The sequence below is a fragment of the Variovorax boronicumulans genome, from assembly GCF_030812215.1.
Taxonomy (GTDB): Bacteria; Pseudomonadota; Gammaproteobacteria; order Burkholderiales; family Burkholderiaceae_C; genus Variovorax; species Variovorax boronicumulans_C.
This window is the reverse complement of the sequence record NZ_JAUSSG010000003.1, coordinates 1-20,399: the sequence shown is the minus strand read 5'-3', so window position 1 is coordinate 20,399 and position 20,399 is coordinate 1. Positions and strand designations below refer to the sequence as shown.

21 protein-coding genes are annotated in these 20,399 nt (G+C 68.2%); 11 read left to right on the top strand and 10 right to left on the bottom strand.

Annotated features, from left to right (window positions below):
- The first annotated feature begins 101 nt into the window (after nucleotides 1–101).
- Both J2W23_RS09365 and J2W23_RS09360 read left to right on the top strand, forming a co-directional pair.
- Nucleotides 102–410, top strand: coding sequence for a hypothetical protein (locus J2W23_RS09365; protein WP_176659363.1), 309 nt, complete (start codon nucleotides 102–104; stop codon nucleotides 408–410).
- A 56-nt stretch (nucleotides 411–466) separates the two neighbouring features.
- The gene (locus tag J2W23_RS09360; protein WP_307648528.1) at nucleotides 467–1,453 is read left to right on the top strand and encodes an ornithine cyclodeaminase family protein; all 987 of its coding nucleotides are present in this window, start codon (nucleotides 467–469) and stop codon (nucleotides 1,451–1,453) included.
- Between the two features lie 9 nt (nucleotides 1,454–1,462).
- On the opposite strand, the gene J2W23_RS09355 is transcribed toward J2W23_RS09360, so the two are convergent.
- Nucleotides 1,463–2,611 carry a threonine synthase gene (locus J2W23_RS09355; protein ID WP_307648527.1) on the bottom strand — a complete coding sequence of 383 codons (1,149 nt, stop codon included), beginning with the start codon at nucleotides 2,609–2,611 and terminating at the stop codon, nucleotides 1,463–1,465.
- Between the two features lie 103 nt (nucleotides 2,612–2,714).
- On the opposite strand from J2W23_RS09355, the gene J2W23_RS09350 reads away from it, so the two are divergent.
- Nucleotides 2,715–3,341: a helix-turn-helix transcriptional regulator gene (locus tag J2W23_RS09350; RefSeq protein WP_307648526.1), complete on the top strand. Its 627-nt coding sequence runs from the start codon at nucleotides 2,715–2,717 to the stop codon at nucleotides 3,339–3,341.
- A gap of 14 nt (nucleotides 3,342–3,355) precedes the next feature.
- On the opposite strand, the gene J2W23_RS09345 is transcribed toward J2W23_RS09350, so the two are convergent.
- Nucleotides 3,356–4,336, bottom strand: a complete 981-nt coding sequence (locus J2W23_RS09345) for a Bug family tripartite tricarboxylate transporter substrate binding protein (RefSeq protein WP_307648525.1) — start codon at nucleotides 4,334–4,336, stop codon at nucleotides 3,356–3,358.
- 17 nt (nucleotides 4,337–4,353) lie between these two features.
- Complete coding sequence (locus J2W23_RS09340) at nucleotides 4,354–5,619, bottom strand: pyridoxal-phosphate dependent enzyme (RefSeq protein ID WP_307648524.1); 1,266 nt, start codon at nucleotides 5,617–5,619, stop codon at nucleotides 4,354–4,356.
- A 103-nt stretch (nucleotides 5,620–5,722) separates the two neighbouring features.
- Between J2W23_RS09340 and J2W23_RS09335 the strand changes: the two genes are divergently transcribed.
- Nucleotides 5,723–6,643, top strand: a complete 921-nt coding sequence (locus tag J2W23_RS09335) for a LysR substrate-binding domain-containing protein (RefSeq protein WP_176659357.1) — start codon at nucleotides 5,723–5,725, stop codon at nucleotides 6,641–6,643.
- A gap of 10 nt (nucleotides 6,644–6,653) precedes the next feature.
- On the opposite strand, the gene J2W23_RS09330 is transcribed toward J2W23_RS09335, so the two are convergent.
- The 3 genes from J2W23_RS09330 to J2W23_RS09320 all read right to left on the bottom strand — a co-directional run bounded on the left by J2W23_RS09330 (nucleotide 6,654) and on the right by J2W23_RS09320 (nucleotide 12,065).
- A complete protein-coding gene (locus J2W23_RS09330) occupies nucleotides 6,654–7,295 on the bottom strand; it encodes a hypothetical protein (RefSeq protein ID WP_307648523.1) in 642 nt (213 codons plus the stop codon).
- Nucleotides 7,296–7,452: 157 nt separating this feature from the next.
- Complete coding sequence (locus J2W23_RS09325; RefSeq protein WP_307648522.1) at nucleotides 7,453–8,475, bottom strand: response regulator transcription factor; 1,023 nt, start codon at nucleotides 8,473–8,475, stop codon at nucleotides 7,453–7,455.
- Nucleotides 8,472–12,065, bottom strand: a complete 3,594-nt coding sequence (locus J2W23_RS09320; RefSeq protein WP_307648521.1) for a hybrid sensor histidine kinase/response regulator — start codon at nucleotides 12,063–12,065, stop codon at nucleotides 8,472–8,474. The genes J2W23_RS09325 and J2W23_RS09320 overlap by 4 nt, the downstream gene beginning before the upstream one ends.
- Before the next feature lie 107 nt (nucleotides 12,066–12,172).
- On the opposite strand from J2W23_RS09320, the gene J2W23_RS09315 reads away from it, so the two are divergent.
- The 7 genes from J2W23_RS09315 to ureG all read left to right on the top strand — a co-directional run bounded on the left by J2W23_RS09315 (nucleotide 12,173) and on the right by ureG (nucleotide 17,340).
- Nucleotides 12,173–12,475, top strand: coding sequence for an urease subunit gamma (locus tag J2W23_RS09315; protein ID WP_093198389.1), 303 nt, complete (start codon nucleotides 12,173–12,175; stop codon nucleotides 12,473–12,475).
- A 23-nt stretch (nucleotides 12,476–12,498) separates the two neighbouring features.
- Nucleotides 12,499–13,098: a HupE/UreJ family protein gene (locus tag J2W23_RS09310; protein WP_307648520.1), complete on the top strand. Its 600-nt coding sequence runs from the start codon at nucleotides 12,499–12,501 to the stop codon at nucleotides 13,096–13,098.
- A 5-nt stretch (nucleotides 13,099–13,103) separates the two neighbouring features.
- The gene (locus J2W23_RS09305) at nucleotides 13,104–13,409 is read left to right on the top strand and encodes an urease subunit beta (protein WP_307648519.1); all 306 of its coding nucleotides are present in this window, start codon (nucleotides 13,104–13,106) and stop codon (nucleotides 13,407–13,409) included.
- Nucleotides 13,410–13,411: 2 nt separating this feature from the next.
- Nucleotides 13,412–15,130 (top strand): urease subunit alpha, encoded by a 1,719-nt coding sequence (gene ureC / locus J2W23_RS09300; protein ID WP_176659350.1) that lies wholly within the window; start codon nucleotides 13,412–13,414, stop codon nucleotides 15,128–15,130.
- 102 nt (nucleotides 15,131–15,232) lie between these two features.
- Nucleotides 15,233–15,817, top strand: coding sequence for an urease accessory protein UreE (ureE, locus tag J2W23_RS09295; protein WP_176659349.1), 585 nt, complete (start codon nucleotides 15,233–15,235; stop codon nucleotides 15,815–15,817).
- Nucleotides 15,818–15,987: 170 nt separating this feature from the next.
- Nucleotides 15,988–16,671: an urease accessory protein UreF gene (locus J2W23_RS09290; protein ID WP_307648518.1), complete on the top strand. Its 684-nt coding sequence runs from the start codon at nucleotides 15,988–15,990 to the stop codon at nucleotides 16,669–16,671.
- Nucleotides 16,672–16,689: 18 nt separating this feature from the next.
- Nucleotides 16,690–17,340 (top strand): urease accessory protein UreG, encoded by a 651-nt coding sequence (gene ureG, locus J2W23_RS09285; protein WP_176659347.1) that lies wholly within the window; start codon nucleotides 16,690–16,692, stop codon nucleotides 17,338–17,340.
- Between the two features lie 12 nt (nucleotides 17,341–17,352).
- Here ureG and J2W23_RS09280 read toward each other — a convergent pair whose 3' ends face one another.
- The 4 genes from J2W23_RS09280 to J2W23_RS09265 form a co-directional block, all read right to left on the bottom strand.
- Nucleotides 17,353–17,880: a hypothetical protein gene (locus tag J2W23_RS09280; RefSeq protein WP_307648517.1), complete on the bottom strand. Its 528-nt coding sequence runs from the start codon at nucleotides 17,878–17,880 to the stop codon at nucleotides 17,353–17,355.
- Nucleotides 17,881–17,953: 73 nt separating this feature from the next.
- Nucleotides 17,954–18,544 (bottom strand): ATP-binding protein, encoded by a 591-nt coding sequence (locus J2W23_RS09275; protein ID WP_307648516.1) that lies wholly within the window; start codon nucleotides 18,542–18,544, stop codon nucleotides 17,954–17,956.
- Between the two features lie 17 nt (nucleotides 18,545–18,561).
- Nucleotides 18,562–18,858, bottom strand: a complete 297-nt coding sequence (locus J2W23_RS09270; protein ID WP_307648515.1) for a hypothetical protein — start codon at nucleotides 18,856–18,858, stop codon at nucleotides 18,562–18,564.
- Between the two features lie 80 nt (nucleotides 18,859–18,938).
- The gene (locus J2W23_RS09265; protein ID WP_307648514.1) at nucleotides 18,939–20,096 is read right to left on the bottom strand and encodes a porin; all 1,158 of its coding nucleotides are present in this window, start codon (nucleotides 20,094–20,096) and stop codon (nucleotides 18,939–18,941) included.
- Between the last annotated feature and the right edge of the window lie 303 nt (nucleotides 20,097–20,399).

The window sequence follows — 20,399 nt, the reverse complement described above, 5'->3', positions numbered from 1 at the left end:
TCGTTTCGAAATCAAGTTCGGCCCCGAGCAGCCTTTTTCCCGGCGCGAACGCCGGCAAACCGGGCATTTTAGCTGTCTTGTTTCTGTCCTCAGGATTACTCATGTATCGCCGCCTCGCCCCCGCCATCAGCCTGCACCAGGCTGCGGAAGGCTCGCCCACGCTGGGCAGCCTGATGGCGCGCGCCCGCGACAGCGCCGAGCGCCTGAAAGCCGTGGAAGGACTGATTCCGCCCGCCATGCGCGGCGCCGTGCAGGCCGGGCCCGCCGAGGGCGACGTGTGGTGCCTGCTGGTCAAAGGCAGCGCGGCGGCCGCCAAGCTGCGCCAGCTCGCGCCGATGCTTGTCACGCGGCTCAAGAACAGGGGCTGGGACGTGGCGACGATCCGCATCAAGGTGCACACGGGCCGCTGATCGGCCGGCTGGCGTCTTGAATTGATTTTTTGTCTGGAAGTAGATAATATTTCCAGATGAAACCATCGACGTCGCCCGCCGACGCACGCCTCCTGCTGCTCGACAAGCACCAGGTCAACGCCCTTCTCTCTCCCGACGACGTGCTTCATGCCGTGCGCGAGGCCTTCGTGCTCCACAGCGACCGCGAAGGCCGCGTCTTTCCCGTCGTGCGCGAGCCGCTCGCCACCGGCGGCGTGTTCGGCATCAAGTCGGGCGACGTGCAGACGCAGGGACTGCTCGGCTTCAAGGCTGCCGGGTTCTGGCCCGCCAACCGGCAGCGCGGCGGCGAGCCGCACCAGGCGACGATCCTCCTGATCGACCCCGCCACGGGCCGGCCGCTGTGCATGATCGACGGCAATGCGATCACGACCGTGCGTACCGGCGCGGCCGGCGGCCTCGGCTTGCAGCAACTCGCGCGGCCCGGCAGCACGCGGCTTTGCATCTTCGGCACCGGCGTGCAGGCGCGCATCCAGCTCGACTTCGCATTGCGCCTGATGCCCTCGCTCCAGGAGGTACGCTACGTGAGCGCCACTGGCCACCGCAACACCGCCTTCGAAGAAAACTTTGCGGCCCGCTGCCGCGTCGCACCTGCCACCGACCGGAATGCCGCGGTCGCGCAGAGCGACATCGTCATCACCGCGACACCGGGCGGCGGCGCACTGTTCGACCTGGAGGCTGTGCAACCTGGCACGCACCTGAACTGCGTCGGCGCCGACACGCGAGGCAAGCGCGAACTCCCTGAGGGTTTGCTGCCGCGCGCGCGCCTTTTCGTCGACGACCGAACGCAGGCACAGCAAATCGGCGAAACCCAATGGGCGCCCGATGCGCCGAGCACCGAACTGGGCGACCTGCTGAGCGGCAAGACCCCGTTCGAGCGTGCTCCGGACGACATCACCGTGTTCGACATGACCGGCCTCGCGCTGCAAGACCTGACCGTCGCGCGCCTGCTTCACGAACGCGCGATCGGGACGGGCACAGGCACGCGCCTGGCCTGGCCCTGGTAGATCGAGGGATCAGGCGGCAGCGCCGCCGAACAACTCGGTCATGAACTGCGTCGATTTCAGACCCGTGCCCGTCAGCAGCACGACCGTGGTTTCGCCGGCCCGGATGTCGCCCCGCTGCGCCAGCACATCGATGGCCGCAGCCGCCGTCGCGGAAGTCGGTTCGGCATAAAGACCCGTCGAAGCCAACCGGCGCACCGCCGCAGCGATCTGCTCTTCGGTCAGCGCCACTGTCTTGCCATTCGTCTCGCGCAGCGCCTGGAGAATCTCCTGCAGTCGCACGGGCCGCTTGATGGCCGTGCCTTCGGCGATGGTGGGCTTCACGATGCGATCCACCAGCGTGTCCACACCCGCGACAAAGCTCGCATCCACCGGCGAGCAGTTCAGTGGCTGCGCCACGAAGATCCGCGGCAGCTTCGCGATCTGCCCCGCCGCCAGCAGTTCCTTGAAGCCAATCCAGCACCCGAGCACATTGCTGCCCGCGCCGGCGGGAATCACCACGTTGTCGGGCGCGACGAAGCCCAGGTCTTCCCAGAGTTCATAGGCCAGCGTCTTCGTACCCTGCAGGAAGAACGGATGCCAGTTGTGGCTCGCGTAGAAGATCGATTCGGACTGGCGCACCGCTTCGTATTCGGACTCTTCGCGCGGGCCCGGCACGAGTTGCACCTCGGCGCCGAAAGCGCGAATTTGCGCCACCTTCGGCGCTGGCGTGTAGCTGGGCGCGAGCACCTTCACCTGGATGCCCGCCGCCGCGCCCGCGGCCGCGATGGCCGCGCCGCCGTTGCCCGAGCTGTCTTCCAGCACCGCGTCGATGCCCAGTTGGCGCAGGAATGAAATCATCACGGACGCGCCGCGGTCCTTGAAGCTGCAGGTCGGGTTGAACCATTCGAGCTTGAAGTACGGATCGAGTCCGCCCCAGCGCTTCTGAACCAGCGGCGTACAGCCCTCGCCCATGCTCGCAGGCTTGTCGATCACGACCGGCAGCGCCGCGCGATAGCGCCACACCGAGCGCTCGCGCGCATCGATGTCGTCCCGCGTGATGCCCGCAAGCGGCGTCACCATCATCGGATTGCCGTCGTCGGAACGCCAGCGGCGCTCCGACAACTCGTGCGTACGGCCGGTGCGGGGATCGATATAGCGGGCGGGTTCCTGGCGTGTCATGCGCGGTTCTCCTGGAGGATCTTTCTAGATTTGGATAATATATCCAGATATGGACTTTCCGTACAGTTTGGATTCTTCGTCCAGAACTGGATACATTCCCGCCATGAAGAAGAAGTCCAACAAGCAGCTCCTGGAGATGCTGCGCAACATGGCCGAAGGCCTCGGCGAAACCTTCGCGCCCTTCTGCGAAGTCGTGGTGCACGACCTGAGCAATCCGAAGAACGCGATCTACGCGATCGAGAACAACCTGAGCGGCCGGCAGGTGGGGCAATCGGTCACCGAGCTAGGCCTCGCCCGCATCCGCGACCCCGAGTACCCCGCGGTGATCGCGAACTACGCCAACACCTTTTCCGACGGCCGCAAGGTCAAGAGCACCTCCATCGGCGTGAAGGACGAGAGCGGAGAGTACGTGGCCGCGCTGTGCCTCAACGTCGACCTGACGCTGTTCCAGAGCTTCCAGGGCGCGATCTCGCAGTTCACGCGCATCGACGACAGGGAGGTGCACGAGAGCCTGGACACCGGCGCGGGCCATTCGGAGCGCATCCACGCGCGCATCGATGAATTCGCAGCATCGCGCGCCACCAGTTCGCGGTCGCTCAAGCCCGCGGACCGCAAGCAGCTCGTGCAGGAACTGAAGAAAGCCGGCTTCCTGGAGATTCGCCGCGGCGCCGAGATCGCAGCGGCGCACATGGGCGTCTCGCGCGCCACCGTGTACAGCGACGCGAAGTAGCGGCGATTCGGGGTCTATTGCGGCTGCAAGCCGACCTCGTGCGCCACCTTCTGCCAGCGCTCGGCCTCGGAGCGCAGGAAGGCGCGCAGCTCGCCCGGCGTCGAGCCCTTCATCTGCACGCCCAGCACCGACATCCGCTCCTTCACCGAGGGATGCTCGAGCGCCGTGATGGCTTCGCGGCGCAGCTTCTCGATCACCTCGAGCGGCGTGGTGGCCGGCGCGACCATGGCCCACCACTGGTCGATCTCCATGCCCTTCAAGTTGCTCTCCGCGAGCGCCGGCACGTTCTGCAGGCCGGTGATGTTCACGCGCTGCGTGCTCGTGACGAGCAGCGGCCGGATCCTGTTGCCGCCCGCGAGGCTGGAGCCGCTGGCCAGCGTCGCGAAGTGGCCGGCCACCGTGCCGGCGGCCACGTCGGTCAGCGCCGGCGCCGACCCCTTGTACGGGACCATGTTGAAACGGATCTTCGTGCGGCTCGCGAGCATCTCGGCCGCGAGATGGCTCACGGTGCCTGCGCCGCTGTGCGCAATGGCCGGTGGCGACGACCTCGCGGCGGCCGACTTGATGAAGGTCCTGAAGTCCTTGCTGTCCTCGTCCATGCCCGCGAAGAACACCAGCGGCGAGGTGCCGATCATGGTCACTGGCGTGAAGTCGCGCAGCAGGTCGTAGGGCAGCCTGGCCGTCACCGCCGGCGCGATCGCATGCGGCAATTCGACGATGGCGATCGTGTAGCCATCGGGCGCCGCCTTGGCCGCCGCATCGGTGCCGATCATCCCGGCCGCACCGGGCCGGTTGTCGACGATCACCGGGCTGCCGATGGTCTGGCTCATGCGCTGCGCCATGGCGCGTGCGATGGCATCGGTGCTGCCGCCCGCGGCCCAGGGCACGACGAGCTTGATGGGCCGTTCGGGATAGGCCGCCCACGCGGGTTGCACAGCGGCGAGCAGGGTTGTACAGCCGGCGGCCAGAAAGGCCCGGCGATGAATCGTCGGCATGAAGGTTCCTTCGAAGGTCAAACGGCCGGATCGGGCCAGCTCGGATCGCTCGACGCATTGGCCGTGAGCATCACCACCACATGCGCGTCGGCGGCGATGGCACCGCTCTCGCGCAGTTGCCGCAGCGCGGCCAGGCCGCCGGCCGCGCACAGTTCGGCGCTCACGCCGGCGGCGGTGAGCAGCCGCCGCGCCGCGCGCGCTTCGTCGTCGCTCACCACCACCGCACCGCCGCCCGTGGCCGTGGCGGCCTGCCACTGCAGGTAGGTCACGGTGGCGCCCGCCGTCGAGAACTGCGCGGTGTGGCCGGGGTAGCTGCCGTTGATCGCTCCTCCCGCGAACACGCGCGCGAGACGCGGGAACGGCTCCACCAGCCAGAGCCGCGGCAGGCGCGGAATACGCCCGGCGGCCAGCAGGTCGCGAAAGCCCGCATAAATGCCCCAGGCAAGGTCACCGCGCGCGGTGGGAATCACGATGTGGTCCGGCAGGCCGGCGTCGGCCACGCATTCGGGGGCGATGGTCTTGTAGCCCTCGATGGCCAGCGGCGCGCTGCCGAGCGCGGGCAGGCGGTAGTTGGTCAGCGCGAAGTAGCCGGGGTACTGCGAGCGCTCGCGCACGAAGGCCCAGCGGCCGGCGTTGTCGGCGAACACATAGCGCCGCGCGCCCAGCGCATCGAGCTGGCGCGTGTAGGTGGCCGGCATGCCTTCGTAGGTGGCGACCTCGCAGCGCAGCCCTGCCGCCCACGCGTAGTGCGCCGCCGACACCGCCGCATTGCCCGACGACGCGAGCACCAGCGTGTGGGCGCCGAAGTCCAGCGCCTGCGCCACGCCGACCGCCGTCATCCGGTCCTTGTGGGAGCCGGTGGGATTGCTCGATTCGTCCTTGAGGCCGAGCCGCGCGACGCCGAAATGCCGCGCCAGCTCCATCATCTCCAGCATCGGCGTCCGGCCCTCGCCGAGGGTGAAGCCGGGCGCATAGGGCATGGGGATCGCGTCGTGGCCTTCCGCCATGTCCGCCGCGTCTGCCTCGTCCGCCAGGTCGGGCAGGTAGCTCGCACGCAAAGCGACATGAAACCCCGCACGCTTGCACGCGGGGCAGCCGTCGTGCGTCAGCGTGACCGGGTAGAGCGCATCGCAGCGCAGGCACTGCAGGCCCCGCAAGCGCGGATTGCGCACCGGCTTGAGCGTGCGGGCCAGCGCGGAGGGCGTGGGGCTCCCCGTGGGATGAGCCGAGGGGTCCGCTGGCAAGGCGGCGAACTTGAAGTCCAGAACTGGCGAGGGCGTCACGGGGAGGGCAGGTTGGAAGTTGTGCCTAAATCTTATGCATTCGGAAATAAAATTACGCACCTCCAGATACTCAATCGATAAATAAACTTATCGGTGGCCATCGATGCGATTTGCCGAAATCGAGACGTTCCGGGCCCTGATGCGCGGCAGCTCCACCCGCAAGGCCGCGGCCTTGCTGCATGTGACGCAGCCCGCCATCAGCCAGTCGCTCAAGCGGCTCGAAGCACAGGCGGGCATGCTGCTGTTCCAGCGCACGGGCGGGCGGCTGGTCCCCACGCCCGAGGCGCGCGCGCTGTGGATCGAGGTGGAGCGCGTGTTCATCGGCATGGACGCCATCGAGCACCGCGTGCGGAGCCTGCGCGACTTCGGACTCACCCAGCTGGAGCTCAGTTGCTTTCCCGCCTACGGCCTGGGCTTCATGCCGCGCGCCCTCGCCCGCCTGAAGGCGCACCGCGGCGCGAGCCCCTGGCCGCAGGTGTCGCTGCAGGTGCTCAGTTCCAAGGACGTGCGCGACCGGGTGGCGATGGGCATCTCCGATTTCGGGCTCATGGCCGACGAGCTCTCGCTCGAGGGCATCGACCATTCGACGTTCTCGCGCTTTCCCGGTGTGGTGGTGATGCCCGAGGGCCATGCGCTCGCGCGCTTCAAGACCATCAAGCCCGAGCAGCTGGCGGAAGCGCCCTTTCTCGCGCTCAACCCCGAGGACCCCTCGCACCAACGGCTCGAGGCGGCGCTTGCGCCCTACGGCGTGGCGCTGCGCGTGCTGGTGCAGACCCCGTACGCGGCCAGCGTGTGCGAGATGGCGCTGCGCGGCCTGGGCGTGGGGCTGGTCAATCCGATCACCGCGCTCGACTACGCGGAGCGCGGGCTGGTGGTGCGCCGGCTGTCGATCGACGTGCACTTCACCTGCATCCTTGCCCTGCCGGCGGGCAAGGTGCTCTCGGCAACGGCGCGCGACTTTCTCTCGCTCATGCGCCTGCAACTGGCCGAGGACGAGAAGCGCATGCAGCGCTATCTGCGCTGAATACCTCGATTCACTTCCAGCTGAACTCGTGGTTCAGGCCGACCACGAAGCCCGTTACGCCCCGCCCGCCCACCGGCCGGGTGCGCGAGGCGCTGATGTCCACGCTGATGAGCGGCGTGAGGCTGAAGCGGCCGCCCACGCGCGAAGTCCAGGCACCCGAGGCGCGATTGCGTTCGGCGATCAGCGACACGACATCGGTCAAGGCCCACTCTGCGGCCAGGCCAACGCGCGGCGTGCGCACGCCGGTGCCGAGCGCCCAGTCGGCGCCGAGGTTCGCGTGGATCTGCAGGCTGCTGCTCGGGCGCCAGGTCACCGGCACCACGAACTGCCCGCCCATGCGGCCGCCGCGCCGGAGATCGGACACGGTGCCCATCGACACGGCCGCGCTGAGCGGCGCGTCGCCGGCCTGGCCCAGGAAGGTCCACTTGAGCTGCGGCCCGGCGGTGATCGAGTGAACGTGCTGCACCGAGAGCCGATCGACGTTCAGCCCCAGCTCGACAGGCCCGATGCGGCACGACGGCCCGATGTGAAAACCCGTGACCGGCTCGACGCCGGTACGGCCCCACCAGGTCTCGTACTGGCATTGACCGGGATCGAGCATGCCCGCGTCGTCGACGTCGAAGTGGCCTGCGGCCTCAGCGCCCATGCTCATCAGCGCGCAGGACACCATCCACAGCCAGCCGGGATGCCAGCCGCGGCTCGATCGTCGGATTGTTGTTCTCTGCCTGTTGTTCTTCATCGCGCATCCCAGGGCACTCGGACCATTCTAGGGAGGCGGAAAGTCGGCGCGGTGACGCAGCTCAGCGGACTCAGATCTCGAACTGTGGCTGCAGCTCGCGGATGCGCTTGATGGCCACGCCGGCCGCTGCGGTGCGCGTCTCCACGCCCAGCTTCACGTACACCCGCTCCAGGTGCTTCTTGGCCGTGGCCGGGCTGCTGCCCAGGATCTCGCCGATGTCCTTGTTGGTCTTGCCCTTGACCACCCAGTACAGCACCTCGGCCTCGCGCGCGGTGAGCTTCAGGCTCAGGCTCATCGCCTCGATCACGCCGGTGTCGGACACCTCTCGCATGATGATCATCCACTCGTCGCCGTCCTCGTCCTGCCCGGTTTGCTGGTGCAGCCGCAGCGTGAGGCTGCTCGCGCCCTGCGCGATCGAGAGCGCCGGCGGCTCGATGCCGCGCTGGCGCGCATCGGGTGTGTGGCGCAGCAGCCATTCGAGCACCGCGGGCGGCGTCTCGGGCGCGCGGGTTTCGCAGTAGCGGTGCAGCAGGTCGCGCGCAAGGGCCGTCTGCCAGATCAGGCGCCCCTCGGGCAGCCGCACGGTGATGCTCGCGTAGCCGAAGGCATCGAGCGCATTGCGCGCCTGGCCGGCCTGCCGTGCGTCCTGCCGCGCGCGGCGCGCGCCCTGAAGGTGCACGTTCATGCGTGCCAGCACTTCCTTGGGCTTGATGGGCTTGGTGACGTAGTCGACGCCGCCCGCTTCGAGCGCGGCCACGAGGTGCTCGGTTTCGGTGAGGCCCGTCATGAACACGATGGGAATGTGCGCCGTCGCGGCGTCGGCCTTGAGCCGGCGCGCCACCTCGAAGCCGTCGATGCCCGGCATCATCGCGTCGAGCAGCACGATGTCGGGCCGCGCCTGCGCAACCCGTTGCAGCGCCTGCTCGCCGCTGGTGGCAATGAGCACCGTGTAGCCCGATTCGTCGAGCGCGTCGTGCAGCACCGCGAGGTTGTCGGGCACGTCGTCCACGATGAGCACGAGGTCGGCGTTGACGCCCTCGTCGCGCAGGGTTCGCGCGAGGGGCGACGTTTCGGGAGGCGGGGTGGTTGTCATGGCGCACTCACTGCTTCGGCCAGCGCCCGGCTCATGGCCTCGAACTGGAACTGGCGCGCCAGCACGCGCTGCGCCTCGGTCCATGCCATGCACTCGGGCTGTTCGGTGTCGATGTCGTCGAGCTGGTTCATGATGCCGCGAAAGTAGCCGAGGCTCACCGCTTCGTCGAGTGCGCGCAGGCGCTCGCGCGAGGGCGGCTGCATCGTCTTCGGTGCGGCCGGCGCAGGCAATGCGGCTGCGGTGTCGGTCCACTTGAGGCCGAGCCGGCGTTCGAGCCAGTCGAGCAGTTCGGTGTGGCGCACGGGCTTCACGAAGAAGTCCTCGGGCACGATGCCCACGTCGTTGTCGAGTCCCTTGTCGAAGGCGTTGGCCGAAACGATGGCGACGGAGGCATCGGTCAGCCCGAGCTTGCGTGCGCGGCGAATCGTTTCCCAGCCGTCGATGCCGGGCATCGCGAGGTCCACGAACATCGCATCGGGCCGGTAGCCCGCGGCGATGAGGTCGAGCGCATCGTGGCCGCTGGCGGCCGTGCGCAGTTCGAAGCCCAGCGGCGCAAGCACATGGTCGAGCAGGTCGCGGTCGGCCTCTTCGTTGTCGACCACGAGCAGCTGGCGGCGCGCACCTTCGTAGCCGCGGCGCGCGCGCGCCACCGGCACCGGCCGGCTCGCGCCTGCCGCCGTGTCGTGCACGCGCGGCAGGAAGAGCCGCACGCAGAACAGCGACCCCACGCCCGGCGTGCTCTGCACCTTCATCTCGCCGCCCATCAGGTCGGTCAGCATCTTGGCGATGGTGAGGCCCAGGCCCGCGCCCGGCGCCGACGCGGCGGCCGCATTGCCACGCGCGAAAGGCTCGAAGATGCGGTCGATGTCTTCGGTCGTCATGCCCGGGCCCGTGTCCTCGATCTCGATGGCCGCGAACTCGCGCGCATACGCCAGCCGCAACGTGACCTGCCCCGCCGCCGTGAACTTGATCGCGTTGCCCAGCAGGTTGATGAGGATCTGGCCCACCCGTTTTTCGTCGGCGCGCACCACCTCGGGCAAGGCGCCTGCCGCCTCGAAGCGGAACTGGAGCCCCTTCTCGGCCGCCTGCAGCTCGAACATGTCGGCCAGCTCCCGCATGGTGTCGGCAAAGCGCATCGGCCGCGCATGCAGCGTGAGCTTGCCGGCCTCGATATGCGCGATGGCCAGCGTGCCTTCGATGAGCGACAGCAGATGCTCGCCGCCGCGCTTGATGACCGCCACCGCCTGCTGGCGATGCGGCGGCACCGAGTGGTCTTCGCCCATCAGTTGCGCGTAGCCCAGGATGCTGTTGAGCGGTGTGCGCAGCTCGTGGCTGATGGCGCTGATGTAGCGGCTCTTGGCCTGGTTGGCCTGGTCGGCGGCGCGCTGGGCCTGCTCGGCGACGGCGCGCGCTTCTTCCGCGGTTTGCTTGGCGGCCTGCAGGGCGCGGTCGGTTTCGCGGTGCAGCTCGATCTCGCGCACCAGCAGATGGGTCTGGCGGTTCGACTCTTCCTGCGCGACCTTGCGGCTCTGGTGCGCGAGCACCAGCCACCACGCCACGATGCCCGCGATGACCAGCAGCGCCATGTAGGCCTTGAGAAACCCCGAGCGCAGCGCCGACTGCTGCACGCCCGCCCATGCCTCGGACACGCTGGTCTGCGACGCGAGCTCGACCGCGCTTTCGGCCAGCGCCCGCAGTTCCTGTTTGTAGAGCACGCCGAACACCACGGCCAGCAGCGGCACGATGATCAGCATGAGCAGCAGGAAATGCCCGAGCCCCGTGTCCAGGTAGCGCCAGCTGCGCCGCGGCAGCAGCCAGCGCAATGCGGCCGACCACTGCGACGACAGGCTCGCATGCGGCTTGCACAGGTCGCCGCAGCGCGCATCGAGCGTGCAGCACAGCGAGCAGATCGCACCCTGGTACGCGGGGCAATGCGCCATGTCCGGCCCTTCGTACTCGCGCTCGCAGATCACGCAGTGCTGCACCTTCAGGCGCTGGTAGCTGCCGTTCTCGTCCGATTCGACCTTCGCCCAGCGCACCGTGCGCCCGCCCGCCGCCGGAGCGAAGTGCACGGCGCCGGTCGCATCCGACGCCCGCGCCAGGTAGTACTTGCCGCCGGTTGCCCACGCCAGCACCGGCGAGGCGACGAGCGCGGTGCCCAACGCGATCAGCGCCGAGAAGGCCTGCGCCAGCGGCCCGAACAGGCCCAGGTGCGCGGTGATCGACAGCACCGAGGCCAGCGCCATCGCGCCCACGCCCACCGGGTTGATGTCCCACAGGTGCGCGCGCTTGAACTCGATGCCCGGCGGCGAGAGACCAAGCGGCTTGTTGATGACCAGGTCGGCCACCACCGACATCATCCAGGCGATGGCGATGTTGGCGAAGAGCCCGAGCACGTCGCCCAGCGCCTCGAACACGTTCATCTCCATCAGCATGAAGGCGATGAGCGCGTTGAACACCACCCACACCACCCGCCCCGGATGGCTGTGCGCCACGCGCGAGAAGAAATTGCTCCAGGCGAGCGAGCCTGCGTAGGCGTTGGTCACGTTGATCTTGAGCTGCGAGATCACCACGAACAGCGCCGTCGCGGCCACCGCCCAGCCGTAGTTCGGGAACACGTACTCGTAGGCCGCCAGGTACATCTGGTTCGGATCGACCGCGCGCTCCACCGGCACCATGTGCGTGATGGCAAGGTACGCCAGCAGCGCCCCGCCCAGCATTTTGAAGACGCCCAGCACCACCCAGCCCGGACCGCCGGCCAGCACGCCCGCCCACCAGCGCCGCCCCGTGGTGGCGGTGCGCGCGGGCATGAAGCGCAGGTAGTCGGCCTGCTCCCCCATCTGGGTGATGAGTGCGATGCCGACTGTCAGGGCGGCGCCAAACAGGTGCAGATCGAAGCCCTTGGTGCTGGCCTTGACCCCGTTGTAGTGCACGATGCCCGCGAATGCACCAGGATCGCGCACAAGCACGAACACAAAAGGCACCACCAGCATCAGCAGCCAGAGCGGCTGCGTCCAAAGCTGCAGCCGGCTGATCGCCGACACCCCGTGCGTAACCAATGGAATGACCACCAGCGCGCACACCAGATAGCCCCAGACCGGCGGGATGCCCAGCGCCAGCTCCAGCGCATAGGCCATCACGGCTGCTTCGAGCGCGAAGAAGATGAAGGTGAACGAGGCGTAGATCAGCGAGGTGAGCGTCGAGCCGATGTAGCCGAAGCCCGCACCGCGGGTGAGCAGGTCCATGTCGACGCCGTAGCGCGCCGCGTACACGCTGATCGGCAACCCTGCCAGGAAGATGATGAGCCCGGTGACCAGGATCGCCCAGAAGGCGTTGGCAAAACCGTACTGCACCAGCAGCGTGGCGCCCACCGCCTCGAGGATCAGGAACGACGCCGCCCCGAAGGCCGTGTTGGCCACCCGCCATTCGGACCACTTGCGAAAGCGCTGCGGCGTGTAGCGCAACGCATAGTCTTCGAGCGTTTCGCTCGCGACCCAGCTGTTGTAGTCGCGCCGGACCTTGACGATGCGCTGAGGCGCGTCGTCGGAGGGGATGGGCGGGACGTCGGAATTCACACCGTTTCGGTGCATCTTTCGTGCCATCCGTACGACTTTTGGCGAACAGGGCACGACTGTTGCAAAGAAGAAGGCTTGCCCATAATGGCCGACTCTTCTCCCAGCCACCCGATGCCGCTCCCATGGAACTGACCCCGCGCGAAAAAGACAAGCTGCTGATCTTCACCGCGGCGCTGCTGGCCGAACGCCGCAAGGCCCGCGGCCTGAAGCTCAACTACCCCGAAGCCGTCGCGCTGATCTCCGCCGCCGTGATGGAAGGCGCCCGCGACGGCAAGAGCGTCGCCGAACTCATGAGCGACGGGCGCTCGGTGCTGACCCGCGCCGACGTGATGGACGGCATCGCCGAGATGATCCCGGACATCCAGGTCGAAGCCACCTTTCCCGACGGGACCAAGCTGGTCACCGTCCATCAACCCATCGTTTGACCCCATTCAAAAAAAGAACTGTCATGCGCCACAGCACTTCCAAGACCCTCGCCCTGCTCGCCCTCCTGCTGCCCCTGGCAGCCAGCGCCCACACCGGCGTCGACGGCGGCCTGCACCACGGTTTCACCACCGGTTTCCTGCACCCGCTGACCGGCGCGGACCACCTCGCGGCCATGGTCGCGGTCGGCCTCTGGAGTGCGCTGGCCGCACGCCGTGCCTGGCCCGACTTGCTGTGGGCGCCGCTGGCCTTCGCCGGCATGCTGCTCGTGGGCGCGCTGATGGGCCTGGCCGGCGTGCAGTTGCCGGCCGTCGAACCGATGATCGCGGCCTCGCTGCTGGTGCTGGGCCTGCTGGTGGTCACGCGCATTCACCTGCCGGCCGTCGTCGCCATGGCGGTGGTCGGCGTGTTCGCGGTCTTCCACGGCGTGGCCCACGGCCACGAACTCGCGAGCGAAGAAGGCGCGGCGCTCACGCTGGCCGGCATGGTCAGCGCGACCGTGCTGCTGCACCTCGCAGGCATCGCGCTCGGCTGGGCACTGCGCCACGCCAACGCGTGGCTCCCGCGCGTGGCCGGTGCCGCCGTGGTGGTGCTGGGCGCAACGCTGCTGGCACAAGCCGTCTGATCGCGATGATCCCCGGCGAACTCCTCACCGACGACGGCGACCACACGCTCAACCCCGGCCGCCGCACCCTCACGCTGGTGGTGCAGAACACCGCCGACCGGCCGATCCAGGTCGGCTCGCACTATCACTTCGCCGAGACCAACGGCGCCCTCGGCTTCGACCGCGAAGCCGCGCGCGGCATGCGGCTGAACATCGCCTCGGGCGCCGCGGTGCGCTTCGAGCCGGGGCAGCAGCGCACGGTCGAACTGGTCGACTACTCGGGCGATCGCATCGTCTACGGCTTTCGCGGCCTGGTTCAAGGAAAGCTCTAAACATGGCCACCATCGGGCGACGCGCCTATGCAGAAATCTTCGGCCCCACCGTGGGCGACCGGGTTCGCCTGGCAGACACCGAACTGCTGATCGAAGTCGAGGCCGACTACACGCTGCGCGCCGGCGGCTACGGCGAAGAGGTGAAGTTCGGCGGCGGCAAGACGATTCGCGACGGCATGGCGCAATCGCAGCGCACTCGCGCCGAGGGCGCGGTCGATACGGTGCTCACCAACGCGCTCATCCTCGACCACTGGGGCATCGTGAAAGCCGACATCGGCCTGAAGGACGGTCGCATCGCCGCCATCGGCAAGGCCGGCAATCCCGACGTGCAGCCGGGCGTGGACATCGTCATCGGCCCGGGCACCGAAATCATCAGCTGCGAGGGCAACATCGTCACCGCGGGCGGCATCGACAGCCACATCCACTTCATCTGCCCGCAGCAGATCGAAGAGGCGCTGTCTTCCGGCGTGACGACGATGCTCGGCGGCGGCACCGGCCCCGCCACCGGCACTTTCGCCACCACCGCCACGCCCGGCCCCTGGCACATCGAGCGCATGCTGCAGGCGGCCGATGCGTTCCCGATGAACCTGGGCTTCCTCGGCAAGGGCAACGCGAGCCTGCCGCATGCGCTGCACGAGCAGATCGAGGCCGGCGTCATCGGCCTGAAGCTGCACGAAGACTGGGGCACCACGCCCGCAGCAATCAGCAATTGCCTCGATGTGGCCGACGCCACCGACACGCAGGTGGCGATCCACAGCGACACGCTGAACGAATCGGGCTTCGTCGAGAACACCATCGCGGCCGTCGGCGGCCGCGCGATCTGCGCCTTCCACACCGAGGGCGCGGGCGGCGGCCATGCCCCGGACATCCTGCGCGTGGTGGGCGAGGCGAACTTCCTGCCCTCTTCCACCAACCCCACGATGCCCTACACCGTGAACACGCTCGACGAGCACGTCGACATGCTCATGGTGTGCCACCACCTGGACGCCGGCATCGCCGAGGACCTGGCGTTTGCCGAGTCGCGCATCCGCAAGGAAACCATCGCCGCCGAGGACGTGCTGCACGACCTGGGCGCGATCAGCATGTTCAGCTCCGACAGCCAGGCCATGGGCCGCGTCGGCGAGGTGATCATCCGCACCTGGCAGACCGCGCACAAGATGAAGGTGCAGCGCGGCACGCTGCCCGAAGACAGCGAGCGCAACGACAACTTCCGCGCGAAGCGCTACGTCGCCAAGTACACGATCAACCCGGCCATTGCGCACGGCATCGCGCATGAGGTGGGCTCGCTCGAGATCGGCAAGTGGGCCGACATCGTGATCTGGAAGCCGGCGTTCTTCGGCGTGAAGCCTTTCACCATCCTGAAGGGCGGGACCATCGCGATGGCGGCGATGGGCGACCCGAGCGCGTCGATCCCGACGCCGCAGCCGGTGCACTTTCGCCCGATGTTCGGCGCGTATGGCGGCTCGCTCGCGAAGAGTTCGCTCACCTTCGTGTCGCAAGCCGGGCTCGCTTCGGGCATCAAGGAGCGCTACGGCCTCAGCAAGAACCTCAGTGCGGTGAAGAACATCCGCAATGTGCGCAAGAAGGACCTGATCCACAACGGCTACGCGCCGAAGATGGAGATCGACGCGCAGACCTACGCGGTGCGCGCCGACGGCCACCTGCTGACCTGCGAGCCGGCGAAGCTGCTGCCGATGGCGCAGCGGTATTTCCTCTTTTGAAACGGGGTCGGGCGCGCGCTTGACAGGCTGCGTATCCTCGAAGGTATCCGCCTCGTCATCCGGCGCCCCAGGCGCCCCTTCGCCCTTCGCAACACCCGCACCATGCTCACCGCCAACAAACTCATGCCCCAGGGCCGCGGCCTCGCGCCCGTGCTCCTCAAGCGCGCCGCCACCATCGAACTCGACTGGGACGTCCGCCAGAAAAGCCGCTTCGATGCCACCGATTCGCAAGGCCGGCAGATCGGCATCTTCCTCGCGCGCGGCACCGCGGTGCGCGGCGGCGACGTGCTGGTGGCCGAAGACGGCTCGCTGATCCGCGTCATCGCAGCGCCCCAGCCAGTGCTGCGCATCACGCATTGCACCGCCCACGGCACGCCTTTCGACCTGACGCGCGCGGCCTATCACCTGGGCAACCGGCATGTGCCGATCGAGCTCAAGCCCGATCACCTGAAGATCGAACCCGACCACGTGCTGGCCGACATGCTGCGCTCGATGCACCTGATCGTGGTTGCGGTGGAAGAAGCCTTCGAGCCCGAGGGTGGCGCCTATGGCTCGCACGAGCATGGCCACGGCAGTCACGACCATCATGGCCACGACCACAGCCACGATCACGGCCATTCGCACGCCAAGGGCCCGAAGCCGCTCGTGCTTGCTCCGGAGCTGCTTGACGACCATGACCACGCCTGAGCCAGGGCAGTCGTTGATCGGCCTCACACCGGCAGCGCCCCAAGATGCACAGGGCATCGGGTGCTTCCCGCAGCGAAATCAAGGAGGAGGCGAAGCCGGGGGACATTTGCGGAGGGAAGTACCCGGTGGCCTGTGCATTCGCCCTGAACAACAGCGGCCGGGGACCTGAAGTGGCCGAAGATAAAGCCGCCGCCCAAAGCCTCCTGCAGCTCATCTGGCTCGCCTCCCCCGCCCTGCCCGTGGGCGGCTTCTCGTATTCAGAAGGCGTAGAGGCCGCCGTGGAATGGGCCGGCATCGATTCCGAAGCCAAGGCCACTGAATGGCTTGCCGACCAGTTGCACCTGAGCTTCGCCCGCGGCGACCTCGCACTGGTCGCACAAGCCATCCCCGCCTGGCGCGCGAGCGACGCAGCGCGTATCCGCAAGCTCAACGAGTGGGTGATGACCACCCGCGAATCGGCCGAATTCTTCCTGCAGACCGAGCAGATGGGCCGCTCCTTCGTCGAGTGGCTCAAGCTGCACCACGCGGACACGGCCGAGGTTTTCGCGGACCTGCCCGCGAGCTACCCCGTGGCCTTCGCCTTCGCGCTCAGCCGCACGGGCGCCACGGTGCACGACGGCTGCCTGGCCTTCGCCTTCGGCTGGGCCGAGAACATGGTGGCAGCGGCCGTCAAGGCCGTGCCGCTCGGCCAGAGCGCGGGCCAGCGCATCCTCGCGCGGCTGGCGAACGAAATCCCCGCGGCCGTCGACCGCGCGATGCAACTGGGCGATGGCGAACGCCAAGCCTTCGCGCCCCTCCTGGCCGTGCTGTCGGCCCGCCATGAAACACAATATTCCCGCCTCTTTCGAAGCTGACCGAACCGGACAACGCCCATGACCTCCGCCCTGCACCACATCCCCCACCGCACCAAGAGACTGCCCCCCCTGCGCGTGGGCATCGGCGGCCCCGTCGGCTCGGGCAAGACCACGTTACTCGAAATGCTCTGCAAGGCGATGCGCGACAAGTACGACCTCGTCGCGATCACCAACGACATCTACACCAAGGAAGACCAGCGCCTGCTCACCGTGGCCGGTGCGCTGCCCGCCGAACGCATCATGGGCGTGGAAACGGGCGGCTGCCCGCACACCGCGATCCGCGAGGACGCATCGATCAATCTCGAAGCCATCGACCGCATGCTCGAGGACTTTCCGGATGCCGACGTGGTGTTCGTCGAGTCGGGCGGCGACAACCTCGCGGCCACCTTCAGCCCTGAGCTGTCGGACCTCACGATCTACGTGATCGACGTGGCGGCCGGCGAAAAAATCCCGCGCAAGGGCGGCCCCGGCATCACGAAAAGCGACCTCTTCGTCATCAACAAGACCGACCTCGCACCCTACGTGGGCGCCAACCTCGACGTGATGGAGCAGGACACGCAGCGCATGCGCCGCCAGCGGCCCTACGTGATGACGAACCTCAAGACCCACACGGGCGTGGCCGAGGTGGTGGCCTTCATCGAGCAGCGCGGCATGCTCACCGCCGCCTGAACAGGTTCTCGCTCAGAGTTCGCTGCCGTCCCGCAGCTGCCGCGCCTTGTAGACGAGCCGCACGCTCGCGCGGCGCGGGTCGCTGATCTGCTGCACGTAGACGTCGGTGTCGCCGCTCGTCCACGCGGCATAGGCACTGCCCGGATCGCGCGACGCGAGTTCGTTGCCGAACACGCCGCGGCCCCATTGCACGAGCTGGCCGAATGCGGAGGCGCCGCTGTCGGGCGCGGACTGCGCAGTGGCCACATATTCGACGCGCCGCAACTCCGAAGCTGCGAAGAAGAAGGTCGGCTCGAACACCAGTCCCGCCATTTCGACTGGGGCCGCGCGCCAGCTTCCGAGCAGGCCGCCGGTCAGGCGTTGCGGGCGGTGCACGCGCTCGGCGGCAGGCAGTGCCGCCTGCAACTCATCGGCCGTCATGCCGAGCCGCACGCCCGGGGGCAAGGCTTGCGCATGCAGCGCACCGGTCGCTAGAAAAATCGCGCTCGCGGCGAGCACGCGAAGAAGGGACGACAGGGTTGGAATTCGCACGTTCGGCATCGGGAGGAAAGGCGGCGGCACCGTGGGACCGCGAGTATGACGCGGAGTTCCACGGTGCCGCCGCCCACCCCCTTCAAGCCCCCGCGGTGGACCCGTGCAGCGGCAGCCGGAGCGTCAGGCCCAGCGCGCCATCGGCATGCGGCGCCGAATAGATGCGCCCGCCATGGTGGCTCGCAATGCGCTCGCAGACGCGCGCACTGGCCTGCGAAGCGGCGTCGAGCGCATCCAAGAACCGCGCGAGCGGCGGTCGCACATCTTCTGCATCGAGATCGCGCCAGTGAACGACGGCGTGCCCTCGCTCCACGCGCGCAGAAACCTGCAGCGTCGCACCGGCGGACATCACGCTCGCCGCATGCGCTGCGATCTTGGCCAGCAGTTCGCACAACTCGGCCTTGACGGCGAAGACATGCACGGCTTCGGACGGAAGCTGGATATCGAAGCGGACCGCCGCATCCGGTATTGCCCCGATCAGCGGTCGCAGGTCCTGCACGCTGCTGGCCAGCATCTTCTGCCGCGTGTCGTGGCGCGCCTGCAGCGCCACCTTGCGGGCCGATGCGCCCGCCCGCATGTTCACGACGACGAGAGAGCCCATCATCGCGAGCACGCCGGCAAGGCCAAGCGCGATGGCCACCGCAATGAAGAAGCCCAGACTGCCGGAGTACATGTGTGTACAGCCTTTCCTCAGCGCGGTCCGGGCGCGCGGTATTCCAGCGCCCCCGAGGCACCGCGCTCGCAGCTTCCAGACAGTGCATCCGCGCGCGGCCCCGGCAACGCGGGCCGCGCACCTTCAGGCTGGCCTTCGCACAGATCCCACGGCGCCATCGGCGGCCCGCGATGCTCGAAGGCCATCGGAAAGGGCGGTGGCCCACCGCGAAGCATCGGTGGCGGCCGGGGTGGCATGGGCGGCGGCAGCATGATGCAACCCGACAGGCCGGCCGCTGCCAGCATGCCCGCGAGGTGATGGATTCGTCGCGTCATTTTTTTCAATCAACTCATGGCGTTGACCAGCTGTCCGGATGCGACAGGACGAACGCCCCGCCGCACCGGCCGGCTCGTCGTCAGAACGCGTGGCGGATGCCGAAGTCGTAGCCCGTCGACGAGCGCGGCAGGTCCGTGTAGCCCACGCCCGTGCTGCCGTAGCCCGTGGTGGCCGCGGCCGCCAGGCTGCCGGTGTAGGCCGCATCGTTGCGGTTGTTCACACGCGCGACGGTGGCGTACAGCGCGGTGCGCTTGGACAGGTTGTGCACATAGCCGATGGCGAACTTGTTCACTCGCGGGTCTTCACCGGTGATGCCGACCGCGCCTTCGTTGTAGCGCACCGTGGAGTACGAAGCGCGGATCAGGCCCGCGCCCACCGGCATGCTCGCGCCGATCAGGTAGCCGTTGTAGCTGTCGTGGCTGTTGCCGACGGCCAGGTCGAACTTGTTCTTCACGTTCGAGAGCTCGCCGAACAGCTTGACCGGCCCGAAGTCGTACGACGCGCCAAGGTTGATGGTCTGCACCTTGCGCGTGAGCGAGGTGGTGTCGACCGCGACGTTCTGGCCCACCGCCAATGCGATGTCGAGCGGCCCGTTCGCGTAGCCGAAACGGCCGCCGACATAGCGGCCCGCGCTGCTGCTGGTGGCGGCGGTGGTGTCGGTGGCGCTGGTCTTGGTGTTCTCGTTCAGGCCGTACTGCACCTGGCCATAGAAGCCACCGAGGTTCGGCGGCAGGAAGTAGCCGACCATGTTGCTCGCACGCACGTAGTTCGAGTTGCCGAGGCCCGCGCTGCTGCTCACCGAATAGATCGCGCTGGTGCCCGAGCCATTGGTGCCGAACGGATCGAACACCGTGTCGTTCCAGAAGGTGGCCGTGTAGTCGCGGCCCAGCCGCAGTTCACCGAAGCCGCCGGAGAGGCTGACGGTGGAGCGGCGGTTGAAGCTGGCGATGCCGGTGGCGCCGTCGTCGTTGCTGATCGGCGATTCGAGCCAGAAGCTCGCAGCCAGGCCGCCGCCCAGGTCTTCGGTGCCGCGAAAGCCGATGCGGCTGGAGTTGTAGCCGGAGTTGGCAAGACTCCATTGGCTCTGCTTGCTGCTCGCACCCGTGACCGGGTCGCGCGACGTGGCGCTCTGGTAACTCACGCCGGCATCGATGACACCGAACAAGGTAACGGACGATTGGGCAGAGGCCAGGCCGGTGACGGCCAGCGCGGCGAGTGCCGTGAGGGATTTCTTCATTCAGGTTTCTCCGGGTTTTCAGCTGCTCTACATCGAGCGGCTGAACGGATGGTCTCGTTCAAATTTGGAGGAATCTGGTGGACGCCGCGTGCTTTGCATGCGGTGTTGTTTTGAGCGCACTCGCCGCGACACGAACGACCGACGGCATCAAGGCCACGACAGGCGCGGGGGGGGGGGGGGGGGGCCGCGCCCCCCCCCCCGCCCCCCCCCCCCCCCCCCCCCCCCCCCCCCCCGGGGGGGGCCCCGGGGCCCGCCGCCGCGGGGGGGCCGGCCCCCCCCCCCGCGGCCGCGGGGCGCCCCGCC